We start from the raw sequence: 16,503 nt of genomic DNA, 5'->3' as shown, positions 1-16,503 counted from the left end.
TCCTGGCAGGAGGGCACCGTCATCCGCTCCTGGCTGCTGGACCTCGCCGTCAACGCCCTCGACGAGGACGAGCACCTGGACAAGCTGCGCGGCTACGCGGAGGACTCCGGCGAGGGCCGGTGGACCGTGGAGGCCGCCATCGACAACTCCGTGCCGCTGCCCGCGATCACGGCCTCCCTCTTCGCGCGGTTCGCCTCCCGCCAGGAGGACTCGCCGCAGATGAAGATGGTCGCGGCGCTGCGCAACCAGTTCGGCGGCCACGCCGTGGAGGCGGTGAAGAAGGACTGATCCGCTCGGCCGCGTGGTGCGCGCGGCCGAACTGGCGGGCCTGACCGGGGCGGTGCCGGAAGCGGACCTGCACGAGTGGGGCTACGGCGGCTACGCGGGCGTGACCACGGCCGACGTCCACCGCGCCCGGCCCGGCTGGGATCTGGGGACCGACAGGGTGCCGCCGGACGACGACGGCCGACCCGGCGAGTCACCACAGGAGGTCGGTCGGCGGACGGACCGGGTGCTCGCCCGGCTCGACGCCACGCTCGCGCAGGACGCCCGTGACGTCGTCCTGGTGGCGCACGCCCGTTCCTGCGGGTGCTGACGGCCCGTCGGCTGGGTCTGCCGCCCGCGGACGGGCGGCAGACCCAGCTCGCGACGGGCACGCTCAGCCGGCTGTCGACGGAGCACGACCGGTCGGTGATCGCCGAGTGGAACACCCGGGACTGACCGCCTCTGCCCCGGCCCTGACCGCTTTGAGGCGGCCCGGGCCGGGGCATTGCCGCCTCGCTCGCGAGGTACTGGAAGGCCTCGGGCAACCATTCGTCCTCACCGGTGGAACCGTCGTGTCCGTCCTCGTGGAACCCGGCGACGGCGGACCGGAAGGCCGCTCACCCGCGCCGGCGCACCGCACCTCCCACACGGTCCCGAACTCCTCGCCGTCCGGCTCCGCCCGCTGTCCTGAACCACGCGACCTACGGCCTTCGGCGGGGATCGTCCCCGCGGGGGCGACTTCTACGCGGGGCCGACCTCCCCGCTCGGCGATCCTTTCCGGTCCGCGGGGGCGAGGTCCCGGGAGACCGGTAGGCGACCGTGCAGGATGAGGCTGACGAGCTGGTCGACCACCGCCTCGTCCGGCGCCACGCGGTTCACCGCGGCCAGGTACACGACCGTTCCGGAGTAGATGTCGACCATCAGTGACGTATCGGTGTCCGGCGGCAGCCGGCCTGCGAGGCGGGCCCGCTCCAGCAGGTTCACGACAGAGGCGCGGCGGGGTTCGATGAGCTCGGCGAAGGCACCGGTGCCGGTGGGATCCTCGATCACGTCGGCGAGAAGCGCCGGAAGGATCAGGCACGTGGGCATGGCGGAGACGAGGTCGACGACGAGACGGACGGCGGTGCGCAGGTCGGCCTCCAGATCGCCGGTCTCGTGGAGGGGAGGCAGGGGCACCTCCCCACTGAGAGCCTCGATCACGAGTGCGGCCTTGTTGGGCCACCACCGGTAGATGGTGGCCTTGCTGACTCCGGCCCGCCGGGCGATGCCTTCGAAGGCGAGCCGCTGGTATCCGACCTCGCCGAGGAGGTCTTTCGTGGCTCTGAGCACGGCCCTGTGAGGCTCCTGGCGGCGCCGCCGCGAGTCATGACTGATGCGGTCGGGCTCGTCGCACTCGGGAATCAAGGGGTTCGGACGGCCGTCCTGCGACCTGGGAGCGTCCACGGCATGCCTCCCTGTGTGAGCCTCTGGCACCCCCGTTGACTTTGCCCACGGAACGAGTCAATGTTGACGAAACGGGGCGTTTCGTACCGTAAAGCCTCGCCTTGTACTCAATAGTAGATCCGCAAGCCCGCCCGGAAACGACTGTGACGTCGTTCGGCACCTCCGGGCGGGTGGGTCACCGCGCGCCGGACCCGCGCGCAGGATCCGACGCGTGTGGGCGTTCCCCTTGAGCGCCCGAGCTTCCTGTTTCGACCCCCGGAAGGGGGCGCTTGAAATGCGCGCAACCAAGAGCAAGATGCGGCGCATAGCCGCTGTGGTGTGCACGGCTCCCATCTTCGCCATCGCGGCCGGAGCCGGCGCTGCCAGCGCGGCCGCTCTCCCCTCGTCGACCCATGTCGCTTCGGCTCCCTCCTACCGGGGAGATCGCTGTGACGGCTGGGGCTGGGGCTGGGGGGACGACTGCTACTACGGCTACTACGGCGACGGCTGGGGCTGGGGAGGCGGCGGCTACTCCGGCGACGGCTGGGGCTGGGGCCACGGCTACGGCGGTGACCACGGCTACGGTGGCGACCACGGCTACGGTGGCGACCACGGCTACGGTGGCGACCACGGCTACGGTGGCGACCATGGCGGCTACGGTGGCGGTGATCACGGCGGCGGGCATGGTTACTGACCCTCCAGCGCAGTGAGCCCCGATCAACGTGCGGCAGTTGTGTGAGTGCTGTGTCCGGATGCCCGGCCGACTCGGGCATCCGGACCGGTCCGGAGCGGCGGGCGTCCCGTTCGACCGGTCGCCGGGCGGTGTTCGGCGATGAGGATCGTGTGTGTGGGAGCGGGGCCTGCCGGGCTGTACTTCGCGATCTCGGCCAAGTTGCGCGATGCCGGGCACGAGATCAGGGTGTACGACCGCGACCCGCCCGCGGCCACCTACGGCTGGGGCGTCGTGTACTGGGACGACCTGCTGGACGTCCTCTATCGCAACGACCCGGAAAGCGCCCGGGAAGTCACCGCCAGGTCCGTGCTGTGGCAGGACCAGGAGGTGCGGGTGCACGGTTCCGGCGGCGAGCAGACGGCGTACTTCGGGGGTTACGGATACAGCATCAGCCGATCCGCATTGCTCGAAGTCCTGGCCCGGCGTGCCGCCCAACTCGGAGTCGATGTCCGGTACGGCCAACGTGTCGCCGATGCCTCGGCGCTTCCCGAGGCCGACCTTCTCGTCGCCGCCGACGGCGCGAACAGCCGGATCCGTGGACAGAACGCCGCGTTCGGAACGCGCATCGAGGTCGGTCTCAACCCTTACACCTGGCTCGGCACGGACCAGGCGTTCCGCAGTTTCGTGTTCGACTTCGAGCGGACGCCGGCCGGATGGATCTGGTTTCACGCCTATCCGTCGGTCGCGGGAATCAGCACCTGCATCGTCGAATGCTCACCACAGACCTGGCACGGTCTGGGACTCGACGTACCGGCCCACGGCCAGGGAATGCGACTGCTGGAGGACATCTTCCAACGCGCACTCGACGGCCACCGCCTGATCAGCCGATCACGGGATGCGTCGCCGTATTGGCAGCGCTTCGCACACGTGACCAACAAGACCTGGTACGCGGGCACGACGGTACTCGTCGGCGACGCCGCCCACACCACCCACTTCACGCTGGGCTCGGGCACCAGACTGGCGATCATCGACGCGATCGTTCTCGCACACAGCCTGCAGCAACACCTCGACGTGGAGGACGCGCTGCGGGAGTACGACCACCACCGCCGCTCGGAGCTCCATCCGGTGCAGGCGGCCGCGCGTACCAGCATGGCGTGGTTCGAGCACCTGGACCAGTACGCCGACCGCGATGCCGTGGCCTTCGCGCACGCCATGTCCGTACGCCACGGTGGTCAGAACCCCTGGCATCATCAACTCCACCTTGCCACCCAGATCGCTGCCGTTCGCACGACACGGCGCGCCTTCGCCACCGGCCGGCGCTGGTACCTCGCCCGCCGGCGCGGCGAAGGGAGGCACAACCAGCCACGTCGGTCCGGCCCGGACGGGTAGGCCACCGCCGGCTCCCGCGCGGCGGCGGTCCGTCAGCGTGCCGGGCGCCGGGCGTGCTGGGCCGCCAGCCGTACGGGCGCGTTCGGGGCGCCGTAACCCCGGTAGCCGGGGTCCCGCTGGACGAGTTCGAAGAAGACCCGGCCGACGGTCTCGGTGTAGCAGTGCCGGAAGGCGCCGCCCGCGTCGCGGTCGTAGAGGATGCCGAGGCCGCGGTAGGTCTCCAGTTCCTCGTCGGCCAGCTCGAACCGTGCCGCCAGGTCGTCGTAGTAGTTCGCGGGCACGGGCAGCAGCCGGCCGCCGGCCTGCCGGAAGCGGCGGGCGGCGGCGACCACGTCGTCCGTGGCCAGCGCGAGGTGCTGGGCGTGGACGGTGTCGTCGGAGGGTGCGGCGCCGACCCCGAGGGCGATACGGACGCTGCCGTCGGGGTTGGTGACGGCGCGGCTGCGCAGCAGCCCGTAGGGGTCGGCGACGTCGACGCTCTCCTGGGCGTCCAGCCCGAGGACGCTGCGGTGGAAGAGGGCCGCCTCGTCGAACTGGTGCCAGGGCTGGGAGAGGGCAAGGTGGTCGATGCGCTCCGCCCCCGGGGCGGCGGGCGCGGCGGCGGTGTCCTCGAAGTCGGCCCGCCAGCTGGGCAGGTCCGGCCGGTCGGTGGCGCAGAAGAACAGTTCGGTGCCGTCGGGGGCCGCCACCGCGTCGAGCGGTGCGTCCTCGGGGGCGCGGCGGCGCGGCAGCACGGGGGCCAGCAGGGCCTCGGCGCGCCGGGCGGCGGCGGCCGGGTCGGGTGACTCCAGGCCGATCGCGGCGAGCTGGGTGCCGTCCCGGCGTACGGCCCCGGTGGTGTTGACGAGGATCCTGGCCTCGCCCCGCTGCCACAGGTCCACGGGCTTGGCGCGGTGGCGCGCGGTGCGGGCGAAGCCCAGCGCGCCCAGCACGGCCTCGACCGGCTCGGTGTCCGGGGTGACCAGTTCGGCGAAGGCGATGCCGGTGGGGACGACGGGCGCGGGGAGGTCCACCGCGCCGACGGCCTCCTGGAGGACGAGCAGGGAGCGGTGCGCGTCGACGGCCGTGGGGCCGGCCTCGGCCTGCCGGAAGACGTCGTTGAAGACCTCCAGGGAGAGCGGGCCGTCGTAGCCGGTGCGCAGCACGTGCCGCAGGAGCCCGGCGATGTCGAAGCCGCCCTGCCCGGGGAAGCAGCGGTGGTGGCGGCTCCACTGGAGCACGTCCATCGCCAGCCGTGGGGCGTCGGCGAGCTGCAGGAAGAAGATCTTCTCGCCGGGGATGTCCTCGATGCCCTTGGGGTCCGAGCCCCGCGAGAGGATGTGGAAGCTGTCCAGGCAGGTGCCGAGCGCCGGGTGCCCGGCCGTCTCGACGATGTGCCAGGCGTGGTCGTAGGTGCTGACGTGCCGGCCCCAGGCGAGCGCCTCGTAGGCGACCCGGATCCCGAAGTCCTGGGCGAGGTCGGCGAGCCGGCTCAGCTGCTCGGCGGCCAGGGCGTCGTCGTCCAGGGCCGACGGGGAGACGCTGGAGCAGACGAGCACGGTGTCCGCGCCCAGCCGGCGCATCAGCTCGAACTTGTGCCGGGCCCGGCGCAGGTTGCGCGCGAACTCGGCCGGGGGCACCGCCTCGATGTCCCGCATCGGCTGGTACAGCTCGATGGCGAGGCCGAGGTCGGCGCAGCGGGCGCGGATCTCCTCGGGGGTACGGGGGCTGGCGAGCAGATCGTTCTCGAAGATCTCCACCCCGTCGAAACCCGCCCGGGAGGCGGCCGTGAGCTTCTCGGTGAGCGAACCGCTCAGGGAGACGGTGGCGATGGACGTACGCACCTGGGTACCTCTTTCTCCTGCTCTCCGGCTCCTCTGTTCCTGGCGCTTCCTACTGCCGCGCCGCGATCGCGTCGGCGTCGGTGGCATCGGCCGTGCCGGCGATGTGGGCGATGTCGGCGAGCATCCGGGCGCTGTCGGGTTCCCGCCCGGTGAACAGCCGGAACGCGTCCGCGGCCTGGAACGCGGCCATGCCGCCGCCGTCGAGCGTGTCGCAGCCGGCCGCGCGGGCGGTGCGCAGCAACTCGGTCTCCAGCGGACGGTAGACGACCTCGGCGACCCACAGGCCGGGGTGCAGCAGGTCGGCGGGGAGGGGCATCCCGGGGTGGGCGGCCATGCCGGTGGGGGTCGCGTGGACGAGGCCGTCGGCCCGGCTCAGCAGGTCCGCCGACGCCGTCGGGGCCGCGGCTGCCGCCCGGCCGGCACCGAAGTGGGCGTCGAGGGAGTCGGCCAGGGCGGCGGCCCGCTCGGGCAGCGGGTCGACGACGGTGACCCGCTCGGCCCCCAGCGTCAGCAGGGCGTGGGCGACGGCGGCTCCGGCGCCGCCCGCGCCGAGCTGCACCACGCGCTCCAGGGGTGCGTCGGGCAGGCCGCGCGCGAAGGACGCGGCGAAGCCGGTGACGTCCGTGTTGTGGCCGATGGCCCGGCCGCCCTCGAAGACCACGGTGTTGACCGCGCCGAGCGCGGCGGCCTGCGGGGCGAGGTCGTCCAGGTGCTCGAGGACGAGCTGCTTGCAGGGGTGGGTGATGTTGAGCCCGTCGAAGCCGAGGTCGCGCGCGGAGCGCAGCAGGTCGCCCACCGCCTCGGGCGGCAGCCCGAGGACGTCGATGTCGATGAGCCGGTACACCAGGCGCAGCCCCTGCCGGTCCGCCTCGCGCTCGTGCAGCGCCGGACTGAACGACGGGCCGATGCCGGAACCGATCAGTCCGACGAGATACGACTCCTTGGCCACCGGGGAACCTCCTGAGCGGGCGAGCGCCGAACCATCGAGCTCACTAATGTACGAACCAGTACGTTAGCTATATCAGCCGCAGGGGCCCTGGGGAAGACCCCTCCTGGGCCGCGCGCCCCTGCTTCTACAATCACGAGCCAGAGCACAGGCCCCCGCACCCCGCTTCCGAAGGAACGTGATGACGAGCGTCGACGAACCGGCACGAACAGGCGGGCGCACCCGTGACGCCGCCCGCACCCGGGCCGAGATCCTCGACGTGGCCACACAGGAGTTCGCCCGGGCGGGCTACGACGGCGCCCGGGTGGACGAGATCGCCGCCCTGACCCGCACCACGAAGCGGATGATCTACTACTACTTCGGCGGCAAGGAGCAGCTGTTCACGGCCGTTCTGGAGCGGGCGTACGGGGTGATCCGCGAGGCCGAGCAGGGGCTGGACGTGGAGCATCTGGACCCGGTCGCGGCCATCCGGCGACTGGCCGAACTGACCTTCGACCACCATGAGCAGCACCCGGACTTCATCCGCCTGGTGAGCATCGAGAACATCCACGGGGCGGAGCACATCGCCGCCTCGGAGAAGCTCGGGAAGATCGGCTCGCCGGCCCTGGACGTGATCCGCCGGATCCTGGCGGCCGGGCAGGAGTCGGGCCTGTTCACGGCCGACGTGGACGCCGTCGACCTGCACGCGATGATCAGCTCGTTCTGCTTCTTCCGGGTCGCCAACCGGTCCACGTTCGGCGCCCTGTTCGGCCGCGACCTGGTCGATCCGGCACGACGCGAGCACTACCGCACGATGCTCGGCGACATGGTGATCGCCTACCTCACGGCGGAGCGCGCCGCGGACTGAGTCCGCACCCCACCCCGACATGGTGATCGCCTACCTCACGGCGGAGCGCGCCGCGGACTGAGTCCGCACCCCACCCCTTGACATGGCGGAAACACGAGCGCAACATCCCACCCACCGCTACTAACTACCCAGTGGGTTAATTAGCCGGGATCCGGCCCTCTCCCGCACTCTCGCTTTCCGCTCACTCCGCCTAGGGTGGAGTTCCCCGAAGGAGCCCGCCGTGTCCGTCCCCGCCCCGCCCCACGACCGTGCCGCTCCACCCGGTCAGCCGGGAAAGGCCGCCGCTGCCGCCTGGATCGGCAGTGCACTCGAGTACTACGACTTCTTCATCTACGGCAGCGCCGCGGCACTGATCTTCCCGAAGGTCTTCTTCGACTCCTCCGACCCGGCCACCGCGACGCTGCTGTCGCTGGCCACCTTCGGCGTCGCCTACGCGGCCCGCCCGGTCGGCGCGCTGTTCCTCGGCCACTTCGGCGACCGGCTGGGCCGCAAGAAGATCATGGTCTTCACGCTGCTGCTGATGGGTCTGTCGACGTTCCTGATCGGCTGTCTGCCCACGCGTGCCGAGGTGGGCGGCGTGGCCCCGGTCCTGCTGGTGCTGTGCCGGGTGCTGCAAGGGGTGTCCGCGGCGGGTGAGCAGGCCAGCGCCAGTTCGATGAGTCTGGAGCACGCGCCCGACGGCCGGCGCGGCTTCTTCACCAGTTTCACGCTCAGCGGCACCCAGGGCGGGCAGTTGATCGCCACGCTGGTGTTCCTCCCGGTCGCGGCGCTGCCCGAGCACCAGTTGCTCTCCTGGGGCTGGCGCGTGCCGTTCTGGGCGAGCGTCGTGGTCGCCGTCGTCGGCTACGTCATCCGGCGCAGCCTGGCCGAGACGCCGGCGTTCGCCCAGCAGGCGGCCGGCGAGGGGGTCGCGAAACTGCCACTGGCGGTGCTGCTGCGCGAGCACTGGGCGGATGTGCTGCGGGTGGTCGCGGGCGCGCTCATCGCCTCGGTGAGCACCATCTTCACGGTGTGGTCGCTGGCGTACGCGACCAGCGACGCGGTCGGCATGTCCCGTTCGTCGATGCTGTGGGTGGGCGCGCTCGCCAACCTGGTCGCGCTGGCCGCCATCCCGCTGTGGGCCACGCTGTCGGACCGGATCGGCCGGCGCCCGGTGTACCTGATCGGGGCGGCGGGCAGCGCGGTGGCGATGTTCCTGTACCTGTGGGCGATCTCCACGGGCTCCTACCCGCTGACGCTGGTCCTGGGGATCGTCGCCTTCGGTGTCGTCTACAGCGCCGCCAACGGCGTGTGGCCGGCCTTCTACGGCGAGATGTTCTCCACCCGGGTGCGCCTGTCGGGCATGGCGGTCGGCACCCAGATCGGTTTCGCGGTGGCCGGGTTCGCGGTCACCTTCGCCGCCGAGATCGCGGGCCCCGGCGGCACCGACTGGTCGGCGGTGGCCCTGTTCACGGCGGCCCTGTGCGTCCCTCCGGTGATCGCCGCCCTCTCGGCCCGCGAGACCCACCGGATTCCCACGGCGCGCCTCGGCGAGCGCGGGCTCCGGCGTGAGTCACAGCCGGAGACGGTCTCGGCCTGACCCGCACCGCACCACAACGAACAGTCCGGCACCGACGGCCCGTTTCAGGGCCGTGGGTGCCGGGGCTCGTACAGGGCGAGTTCGCCGCCGCCGGGCAGCCGCAGCGCCGTCACCCGGCCCCAACGGGCCTCCTGGACCGGGCGGGTGAACTCGACGCCCTTCGCGGTGAGTTCCGCGGTCGTCGCGTCGAGGTCGTCGCACATCAGCATCAGCTCGTGCGCCGACTCACCCTCGGTCGGGTGGCAGGCGACCTCGGCGGGCGGCGCCGCGAAGATCAGCCAGCCGTGCCCGGCGTCGACGTGCGACCAGCCCAGTACGTCCCGGAGGAAGACCCGGTCGGCCTCCGCGTCCCGGGTGTGGATCACCACATGTGCCCCAGTGATCATGCTTCACCTCTCCTGTCGTCGGGCGGCACGGCCGCGTCGAGGAGCGGACCCAGCTCTCGGGCCACGGTGGTCAGCGGGCGCACGTCGCCCTCGGCGCGGGCCATGATGATCGCACCCTCCAGAGAGCTGATCATGAGCGTGGCCAGCGGCTCCGCCCGTTCGGCCGGTACGCCCAGCTCCGTCAGGGCCTCGGCGACGGGCCCGCGCCAGGTCGTGAACGCGGCGGCGGCCGCCTCCCGGGTCGCCTCGGAGGCGGCGCAGTCGACGGTGGCCGCGGCGACCGGACAGCCGCCCAGGACGCCGGCCGTCTCGTACTCGTCGGTCCACTGCCGCACCATCGCGGCGAACAGTGCGCTCGGCGTCGGCTCGGCGAGGTCCGCCATGAAACGGGCGACGCGCCCGCCGGCGTACCGGCCCGCCCAGGCGACGGCCTCGCCGACCAGCTGTTCCTTGCCGCCCGGGAAGTAGTGCTGCAGCGATCCGCGCGGCGCGTTCGCGTGCTCGGCGACGTCCCGCATGCCGGTCGCGCCCACACCGTCGTGCCGGATCAGCTGGGCCGCGCTGAAGACCATCCGCTCCCGCGGCCCGCGCTGGACCCCCGCCATCGTCGACCTCCTCCACCAGGATTTCCGCCCTCCAGCCTATGACGCGCGTCATAGGCGCGGCTACTATGACCGCTGTCATGGAAAGGTCGCGACCCCAGGGCGGTGTCTCGTGAACGTCGGCTTCATCGGTCTCGGAGTGATGGGCACGCCCATGGCGCTCCGGCTGGCCCGCTCCGGCACTCCCCTGGTCGTATGGAACCGCACGGCCGCCCGCACGGCCCCCCTGCGCGCGGCCGGCGCGGAGGTGGCCGCGGACCCCGGTGAGCTCTTCGCCCGCGCGGACGTGGTGTTCCTGATGCTGGCGGACGACCTCGCGATCGACGCCACCCTCGGCCGCGGCGGCCCGGACTTCGCCGCGCTGGTCGCCGGCAGGACGGTCGTCCACATGGGCACGACCTCGCCCGAGTACTCACGCGCGCTGGAGGCGGACGTCCGGGCGGCGGGCGGCAGCTATGTCGAGGCGCCCGTCTCCGGTTCCCGCGTCCCGGCGGAGAACGGCGAGCTGGTCGCGATGCTGGCCGGGGACGAACCGGCCGTGCGCCGTGTACGCCCCTTGCTCGCCCCCTTGTGCGCCGAGACGTTCGTGTGCGGCCCGGCGCCCAGCGCACTGCTGATGAAGCTGTCGGTGAACCTGTTCCTGATCACGCTGGTGACCGGATTCACCGAGGCGTTCCACTTCGCCGAACGGCAGGGGCTCGACCGCCGGCTGTTCCTCGACGTGCTGGGTGCCGGCCCGATGGCCAGCCCGGTGTCGCGGATGAAGGCACCCAAGCTGCTGACCGGGGACTTCTCCGTGCAGGCGGCGGCACTCGACGTACTGAAGAACAACCGGCTGATCGCCGAGGCCGCCCGCAAGGCGGACATCGCCTCCCCGCTGCTCGACGTGTGCCACGCCCTGTTCGAGGAGACGGTCTCGCTCGGACACGGCGACGAGGACATGGTGGCGGTCCTCCGGGCGATCCGGGCACGGACGCAGGCATAGGGCCGCCCGGTCAGCCGTCGTCGGCACCCTTCAGCCGTCGTTGGCACCCTTCAGCCGTCGTCGGCACCCTTCAGCCGTCGTCGGCACCCTTCAGCCGTCGTTGGCACCCTTCGGGATGCCGTACGCCCGCTCCACCTTCAGCCGCAGCACCAGCCGCCGGTCGCGGACCATGGCCGCGCGGTAGTCGTCCCAGTCGGGATGCTCGCCCAGCACCTCCCGGTACAGGCGGATCAGCTCCTCCACGGTCTCGTCGTGCGGGTCCCTGGCCACCGGGGACAGCTCGGCGGTGCCCTCGGCGACCGTGTACGCCCGCCGGTCCGGACCGGTGACGTGGTAGGAGGCACGCGGGTCGCGGCGCAGGTTGCGGGTCTTGGCGCGGTCGTCGGTGATCGACACGCGGATGACGCGCTCGTCCGGGTCGTAGGCGTGGCTGACGTTCGACAGCTGGGGGCGGCCGTCGCGCTTGAGGGTGACCAGCACCCCTCCGTGGCCCTCGGCGAGCAGGGCGAGCAGCGCGTCCGGCACGGGGTCGTGCGTCGTGTCCTGGGTCATACGTTCCTCAACTCTCGCGGCAGAGCTTCCCATTCCCGGTGTCACCCCGAAGTCGCTCCGCCCACCCCTGGGCGAGTAGACACTGTCTACCAACTTTGGTAGACAGTGTCTATGAGCGACCACGGGAACAACGAGCACGATGCCGCCCGGCACGGGAACCACCCGAAGGGGCTGCGGGAGCGGCTGGTCGACGTCGGGGTGGAGCTCGTGGCCGCGGAGGGCTCCCAGGCCCTGACCCTGCGGGAGATCGCCCGCCGGGCGGGCGTCTCGCACGGAGCGCCGCGCCGCTGGTTCCCCACCCACCTGGAGCTGCTCTCCGCCATCGCGCGCCGCGGCTTCGACGAGCTGGCCGAGCGGGCCGCGGCGGCGATCGGCGACGGCGGGGAGAGCCCGCGCGCCCAACTGACCGTACTGACCAGGGTCTATCTGGAGTTCGCGCTGGGCAACCGCGGCATGTATGAGCTGATGTTCCGTCACGACCTGCTGGGGAGCGGGCACCTGGGACTGCGGGACACCAGCCTGCCGCTGTTCGGCGTCCTGGTCGACCTGGTCGGCCGGGCCCGCCCGGGCGCCGACGCCCGTACGGTCGCCGCCTCCCTGTGGGCCAACCTGCACGGCATCGCCCAGCTGTGGTGCTGGGGCAGTCTCCAACTCGCCACGGGAGCCGACGACTTCACGCCGCTGCTGCGTACCGCCCTGGACGCGCACCTCGGCCCGGAGAGCGGCCGGTGAACCACCGACGGACGGCGGCACTCGCCTGCAGCGTGGCCGGCGCGGTGATCGTCGCCCTGGACGGTACGGTCCTCACCGTGGCGCAGCCCACCCTGCGACACGACTTGGCGGCGTCGTACTCGCAGGTCCAGTGGACCAGCACCGGCTATCTCGTCGCGGTGGCGAGCCTCCTGGTGTTCGCCGGACGGCTCGGCGACAGGTACGGGCACCGGTGGTTGTTCGCCGGCGGGATGCTCGGCTTCGGGGCGGCCTCGGCGGGCATCGGTCTGGCGCCCGGCATCGGCTGGATGATCGCGCTGCGCGTCGCTCAGGGGGTGTGCGGGGCCCTGCTTCAGCCGGCCACGCTGGGCATGCTGCGCGCCACCTTCCCGCCCGACCGGCTCGGTATGCCCCTCGCGGTGCGGACGAGCGCGATCGGGGTGGCGGCGGCCGCCGGTCCGGTGGTGGGCGGGGCGCTGGTGGCGGGGCTGGGCTGGCGGGCGGTGTTCTTCCTGAACATCGGGCCGGCGCTGCTGTTCGGCGCGCTCGCGCTCGCACTGCCCGGCCGCGAGCCGGCCCCTGCCCCGCGCCTCCGGCTCGACGTACCGGGCGCGCTGCTGCTCGCCGCCGCCCTCGGATGCGCCGTGCACACCCTGGTCGCGCTGCCGGACCCGGGCCGGGCGGGTCCGGTCACCCCAGCGGTCACGGGCGTGGTCGCCGCGGTCGCGGCGGCCGCCTTCGTCCGGCACGAGCGCCGCGCCGAGCACCCGCTGCTGCCGCCGGACGTCGTCGGGTCGGCGGCCGTCGGCTCGGCGGTCGGCGTCCTGGTCGCCGCGTCGGCCGCCCTGTCCGGCACCCTGTTCGTCCTCACGTACGTCCTTCAGGACACGCTGGGCCTGAACCCCTTCCAGAGCGCGTTGCGCAGTCTGCCGCTGGCGGCACTGATGGTGCTCGCGGCGGCTGTGTGCCCGGTGCTGCTGCGCCGGGTCGGGGCCCGTCGTACGACCGTGGCGGCCATGGCCGTGCTCGCGCTGGGCGTACTGGTGCTCGCCCGGGCGACGGGAGCCCCCGCCCTGTGCACCGGTTTCGCGCTGCTCGGCGCCGGGTTCGGCACGGTGATGGTGGCGGCGACGCAGGTCGTCGTACGACAGGCGGCGGTCGGCTCGGCAGGGGTGGCGGGCGGACTCCAGCAGACCGCGATGAACGTGGGCCCCGCCCTGGGCGTGGCGGCCGCGACCACGCTGCGGGGCCTCGGCGGTGGGGCCGGGCTGCCGCTGGCGGTGCTCGCCGGGGTGGCGGGAGCGGGGGCGGTCGCCGGCCGTGTGCTGCCGGGGCGCGCACATGCCCCGGGCGCCGACGGTCGCGGTCCGAGGCCGCCGGCGGGCGCGGTTCGCGAGGCCGTTCCCGTGTTCCCGCGCGACCATGAGGCCTGAGGGCACCCTCGGACGGGTAGGCCGCAGTGGTCCTCGTGCGACGGGGACGGCACCGACCGGACAGGGCCGGAGGAGAGCGATGGCACAGCTTCGACAGGAGGTCGAGCCGGACGAGGCCGGGCTCGACCCGAAGGCGCTCGACCGTCTCGACGGGTATCTGGCCCGCTTCGTCGACGAGGGCCGCCTGCCCGGTTGCCTCGTGGCGCTCGCGCGCGGCGGCCGGGTCGCCCACCTGACCACGTACGGCCTGCGGGACGTGGCGGCCGGGCTGCCCGTCGAGAGCGACACCGTGTGGCGGATCTACTCCATGACCAAGCCGGTGACCGCCGTCGCCGTACTGCAACTGGTGGAGGAGGGCAGGCTGTCCCTGGACGACCCGCTGGAACGGCATCTCCCGGCCTTCGCCGGCCCCCGGGTGTACGTCGGCGGCTCGGGCGACGACGTGACGACCCGCCCCGCCGCCGGGCCCGTCCTCATACGCCATCTGCTGACCCACACCGCGGGCCTGACGTTCGGCTTCTATCACTCCCACCCCGTCGACGCCCTCTACCGCGCCGCCGGTCTGGCGTCGTCGGTGCCGCCGGGGGCCGATCTGGCGGAGACGGCGGACGTGTACGCGCGCCTGCCTCTGCAGTTCGACCCGGGCACGCAGTGGAACTACTCCGTGGCCAGCAACGTCCTCGGCCGGGTCGTCGAGGTGGTGTCCGGGCAGCCGCTCGACGTGTTCTTCACCGAGCGGATCCTCGGTCCGCTCGGCATGACCGACACCCGCTTCCACGTCTCCGGCGAACAGGCCGACCGGTTGGCCGAGTTGTACGGGCAGACCGACGACGAGGCCGCCATCGAGCCGATCCCCGGCCTGCCCCTCGACGGCCGCCCCCGCTTCCTCTCGGGCAGCGGCGGCCTGGTGTCGACCGCGTACGACTGGCACCGCTTCATGGAACTGCTGCGCCGCGGCGGGGAACTGGACGGCACCCGGCTGCTCTCCCCCGGCACGGTCGACCTGATGACCCGCAACCACCTCCCCGGCGGCGCCGACCTGCGGTCCTACGGCAGCCGCCCCGCCCACGACGAACCCGGCAACGACGGCGTGGGCTTCGGCTTCAACGTCTCCGTCGTCGTCGACCCCGCCCGCACCCAGGCGCCGTCCGGCCTCGGCACCTTCGGCTGGAGCGGGGCGGCGACCACGACCTTCTGGGTCGATCCGGGGCGCGAACTGACCTTCCAGTTCATGACCCAGCTCCGCCCGAGGACCTCCCTGCGGATCTATCCGGAGCTGAGGCGGCTGGTGCACGAGGCGGTCACCGGCTGAGGCTGCGGGTTCCCGGCCTCGGGACGGCCGCCGGGCCCGAAGACACCCTTCCCGCCTCAGGAGAGGTGGGCCACCGCGTCCAGATGGGGCAGGTGGTGGTCCATGCGTTCCCGCTTGGTGCGCAGATAGGTGATGTTGTTCTCGCACGGCGGGATCAGCAGCGGAACCTGCTCGGCGACCTGGATGCCGTGCCGTACCAACGCCTCGCGCTTGCGCGGGTTGTTGGACATCAGGCGCACCGAGCCCACCCCCAGGTCGTGCAGGATCCCGGCGGCGACACCGTAGTCGCGGGCGTCGACGGGCAGGCCGAGGGCGAGGTTCGCCTCCACCGTGTCCAGGCCCTCCGCCTGCAGCGCCATCGCCCGCAGCTTGGCCAGCAGTCCGATGCCCCGGCCCTCGTGGCCCCTCAAGTACACGACGATCCCGCTGCCTTCGGCGACGACGGCACGCAGCGCGGCGGCGAGCTGGTCGCCGCACTCGCAGTGCTGGGAGCCGAAGGCGTCCCCGGTCAGGCACTCGGAGTGCAGCCGGACCAGGACGCGCTCGGTGCCGATGTCGCCGTGGACCAGGGCCACTTGTTCGTCCCCGCGGTCGTGGTCCAGGTAGCCGATCGCCTGGAATTTCCCGTAGACAGTGGGCAGCGGGGCATTCACGACGCGTTCCACACCCGTGCGCCGTGCGGACTTCCGTGAGGACTTCTTGCCGAGTACGCCGAGGTTTTCTGTCATGATCTGGATCCTAAGCAGAGACGAAAGGCCGGGAAACTATGAGTGGTTCGGAAACACGGCCGACGGCACCTGGTGCGGGTGGCCTGTTGCCGGCGGACACCACGGAAGACGTACGGAATCGGGGGGCGGGCCGCTCACCGGAGGTGGCCGTGCTGCCTGTGGGGAGTTTCGAGCAGCACGGCGCGTTCCTGCCGCTGGCCACCGACACGCTGGTCGCCTGTGCCATCGCCCGGGAGATCGCCGACGCGTACCCGGTGCACCTGCTGCCGCCGGTGACGATCTCCTGCTCGCACGAGCACGCGGCCTGGCCGGGGACCGTCAGCATCTCTTCGGTGACCCTTCATTCGGTGGTGCGGGACATCGCGGACTCACTGCGCCGCTCCGGCGTCGAGGCCCTGGTGGTCGTCAACGGCCACGGCGGGAACTACGTGCTGGGCAACGTGGTCCAGGAGGCCTCCGCGCGCGGCGAGCGCATGGCGCTCTTCCCGGCCGCGGAGGACTGGGAAACCGCCCGGGAACGGGCCGGTGTCCGTACCTCGTTGCTCACCGACATGCATGCGGGGGAAATCGAGACCTCCATTCTTCTGCACGCTCATCCCGAAATGGTCCGGGCCGGTTACGAAAAGGCCGACTTCGTCGCGGACGACCGACGCCATCTGCTGACCTCCGGAATGTCCGCCTATACCGAATCGGGCGTCATCGGCCGTCCTTCCCTGGGGACTCCGGAAAAGGGCAAGGAACTGCTGGCGAGCCTCGCGGATTCCTTCGCACCGTATTTCTCGCTGCTGACGTCGGCCGGCACCGCCGGCGCGTAGCCGCCGGTACGGCGACGGGCGACCAGGACGAGCGCG

The 16,503-nt window shown here is 72.2% G+C and carries 16 protein-coding genes and 2 pseudogenes; 11 read left to right on the top strand and 7 right to left on the bottom strand.

What is annotated here, in order from left to right:
• Together IE318_RS35145 and IE318_RS35140 are read left to right on the top strand one after the other, a co-directional pair.
• A pseudogene (locus IE318_RS35145) lies at nt 1-288 on the top strand (6-phosphogluconate dehydrogenase); the annotation flags it as partial.
• Nucleotides 284-720: pseudogene (locus tag IE318_RS35140) on the top strand (histidine phosphatase family protein); the annotation flags it as partial. The pseudogenes IE318_RS35145 and IE318_RS35140, both read left to right, overlap by 5 nt.
• A 285-nt stretch (nt 721-1,005) precedes the next feature.
• Here the strand turns inward: IE318_RS35140 and IE318_RS35135 are convergent.
• On the bottom strand, nt 1,006-1,593 hold the full coding sequence (locus tag IE318_RS35135) for a TetR/AcrR family transcriptional regulator (protein ID WP_189906870.1): 588 nt from the start codon (nt 1,591-1,593) through the stop codon (nt 1,006-1,008).
• Between the two features lie 388 nt (nt 1,594-1,981).
• On the opposite strand from IE318_RS35135, the gene IE318_RS35130 reads away from it, so the two are divergent.
• A complete protein-coding gene (locus IE318_RS35130) occupies nt 1,982-2,380 on the top strand; it encodes a hypothetical protein (protein WP_189906868.1) in 399 nt (132 codons plus the stop codon).
• A gap of 153 nt (nt 2,381-2,533) precedes the next feature.
• Entirely contained in the window at nt 2,534-3,748 is a 1,215-nt protein-coding gene (locus IE318_RS35125) for an FAD-dependent monooxygenase (RefSeq protein ID WP_229903956.1), read from the top strand.
• Between the two features lie 32 nt (nt 3,749-3,780).
• Here IE318_RS35125 and IE318_RS35120 read toward each other — a convergent pair whose 3' ends face one another.
• Nucleotides 3,781-5,571: a bifunctional sugar phosphate isomerase/epimerase/4-hydroxyphenylpyruvate dioxygenase family protein gene (locus IE318_RS35120; protein WP_189906864.1), complete on the bottom strand. Its 1,791-nt coding sequence runs from the start codon at nt 5,569-5,571 to the stop codon at nt 3,781-3,783.
• A gap of 49 nt (nt 5,572-5,620) precedes the next feature.
• Complete coding sequence (locus IE318_RS35115; RefSeq protein WP_189906862.1) at nt 5,621-6,520, bottom strand: shikimate dehydrogenase; 900 nt, start codon at nt 6,518-6,520, stop codon at nt 5,621-5,623.
• A 178-nt stretch (nt 6,521-6,698) separates the two neighbouring features.
• On the opposite strand from IE318_RS35115, the gene IE318_RS35110 reads away from it, so the two are divergent.
• Together IE318_RS35110 and IE318_RS35105 are read left to right on the top strand one after the other, a co-directional pair.
• Nucleotides 6,699-7,364 carry a TetR/AcrR family transcriptional regulator gene (locus tag IE318_RS35110; RefSeq protein WP_030185447.1) on the top strand — a complete coding sequence of 222 codons (666 nt, stop codon included), beginning with the start codon at nt 6,699-6,701 and terminating at the stop codon, nt 7,362-7,364.
• 220 nt (nt 7,365-7,584) lie between these two features.
• Entirely contained in the window at nt 7,585-8,943 is a 1,359-nt protein-coding gene (locus IE318_RS35105) for an MFS transporter (protein ID WP_189906860.1), read from the top strand.
• A gap of 44 nt (nt 8,944-8,987) precedes the next feature.
• On the opposite strand, the gene IE318_RS35100 is transcribed toward IE318_RS35105, so the two are convergent.
• A complete protein-coding gene (locus IE318_RS35100) occupies nt 8,988-9,329 on the bottom strand; it encodes a VOC family protein (protein ID WP_189906858.1) in 342 nt (113 codons plus the stop codon).
• Nucleotides 9,326-9,934: a TetR/AcrR family transcriptional regulator gene (locus IE318_RS35095; RefSeq protein WP_189906856.1), complete on the bottom strand. Its 609-nt coding sequence runs from the start codon at nt 9,932-9,934 to the stop codon at nt 9,326-9,328. Before IE318_RS35095 ends, IE318_RS35100 begins: the two co-directional genes overlap by 4 nt.
• 109 nt (nt 9,935-10,043) lie before the next feature.
• Here IE318_RS35095 and IE318_RS35090 point away from each other — a divergent pair, with 109 nt between their 5' ends.
• Complete coding sequence (locus IE318_RS35090) at nt 10,044-10,916, top strand: NAD(P)-dependent oxidoreductase (protein ID WP_189906854.1); 873 nt, start codon at nt 10,044-10,046, stop codon at nt 10,914-10,916.
• Between the two features lie 90 nt (nt 10,917-11,006).
• Here the strand turns inward: IE318_RS35090 and IE318_RS35085 are convergent, their stop codons facing one another.
• The gene (locus IE318_RS35085) at nt 11,007-11,468 is read right to left on the bottom strand and encodes a PPOX class F420-dependent oxidoreductase (protein ID WP_030185429.1); all 462 of its coding nucleotides are present in this window, start codon (nt 11,466-11,468) and stop codon (nt 11,007-11,009) included.
• Between the two features lie 111 nt (nt 11,469-11,579).
• Here IE318_RS35085 and IE318_RS35080 point away from each other — a divergent pair, with 111 nt between their 5' ends.
• The 3 genes from IE318_RS35080 (at nt 11,580) to IE318_RS35070 (ending at nt 14,924) form a co-directional block, all read left to right on the top strand.
• Nucleotides 11,580-12,200, top strand: a complete 621-nt coding sequence (locus tag IE318_RS35080; RefSeq protein ID WP_189906852.1) for a TetR/AcrR family transcriptional regulator — start codon at nt 11,580-11,582, stop codon at nt 12,198-12,200.
• Nucleotides 12,197-13,612 (top strand): MFS transporter, encoded by a 1,416-nt coding sequence (locus IE318_RS35075; protein WP_189906850.1) that lies wholly within the window; start codon nt 12,197-12,199, stop codon nt 13,610-13,612. The genes IE318_RS35080 and IE318_RS35075 overlap by 4 nt, the downstream gene beginning before the upstream one ends.
• Nucleotides 13,613-13,691: 79 nt before the next feature.
• Nucleotides 13,692-14,924, top strand: coding sequence for a serine hydrolase domain-containing protein (locus tag IE318_RS35070; RefSeq protein WP_189906849.1), 1,233 nt, complete (start codon nt 13,692-13,694; stop codon nt 14,922-14,924).
• Between the two features lie 56 nt (nt 14,925-14,980).
• On the opposite strand, the gene ribA is transcribed toward IE318_RS35070, so the two are convergent.
• Nucleotides 14,981-15,652: a GTP cyclohydrolase II gene (ribA, locus tag IE318_RS35065; RefSeq protein ID WP_189906847.1), complete on the bottom strand. Its 672-nt coding sequence runs from the start codon at nt 15,650-15,652 to the stop codon at nt 14,981-14,983.
• A 38-nt stretch (nt 15,653-15,690) separates the two neighbouring features.
• Between ribA and IE318_RS35060 the strand changes: the two genes are divergently transcribed.
• A complete protein-coding gene (locus IE318_RS35060) occupies nt 15,691-16,467 on the top strand; it encodes a creatininase family protein (RefSeq protein ID WP_189906845.1) in 777 nt (258 codons plus the stop codon).
• Nucleotides 16,468-16,503: the final 36 nt, after the last annotated feature.

It is taken from the genome of Streptomyces spiralis, assembly GCF_014654675.1.
In the GTDB taxonomy this organism is placed as follows: domain Bacteria; phylum Actinomycetota; class Actinomycetes; order Streptomycetales; family Streptomycetaceae; genus Streptomyces; species Streptomyces spiralis.
Note: the sequence above shows the minus strand (reverse complement) of the source record. Positions and strands in the feature narration are given on the sequence as shown.

Excerpts from the sequence above, each read along its gene's own strand:
- IE318_RS35130 (WP_189906868.1), top strand. The coding sequence starts at position 1,982 with ATGCGCGCAACCAAGAGCAAGATGCGGCGCATAGCCGCTGTGGTGTGC.
- IE318_RS35110 (WP_030185447.1), top strand. The coding sequence starts at position 6,699 with ATGACGAGCGTCGACGAACCGGCACGAACAGGCGGGCGCACCCGTGAC.
- IE318_RS35100 (WP_189906858.1), bottom strand. The coding sequence starts at position 9,329 with ATGATCACTGGGGCACATGTGGTGATCCACACCCGGGACGCGGAGGCC.
- IE318_RS35095 (WP_189906856.1), bottom strand. The coding sequence starts at position 9,934 with ATGGCGGGGGTCCAGCGCGGGCCGCGGGAGCGGATGGTCTTCAGCGCG.
- IE318_RS35085 (WP_030185429.1), bottom strand. The coding sequence starts at position 11,468 with ATGACCCAGGACACGACGCACGACCCCGTGCCGGACGCGCTGCTCGCC.
- IE318_RS35080 (WP_189906852.1), top strand. The coding sequence starts at position 11,580 with ATGAGCGACCACGGGAACAACGAGCACGATGCCGCCCGGCACGGGAAC.
- IE318_RS35070 (WP_189906849.1), top strand. The coding sequence starts at position 13,692 with ATGGCACAGCTTCGACAGGAGGTCGAGCCGGACGAGGCCGGGCTCGAC.
- ribA (WP_189906847.1), bottom strand. The coding sequence starts at position 15,652 with ATGACAGAAAACCTCGGCGTACTCGGCAAGAAGTCCTCACGGAAGTCC.
- IE318_RS35060 (WP_189906845.1), top strand. The coding sequence starts at position 15,691 with ATGAGTGGTTCGGAAACACGGCCGACGGCACCTGGTGCGGGTGGCCTG.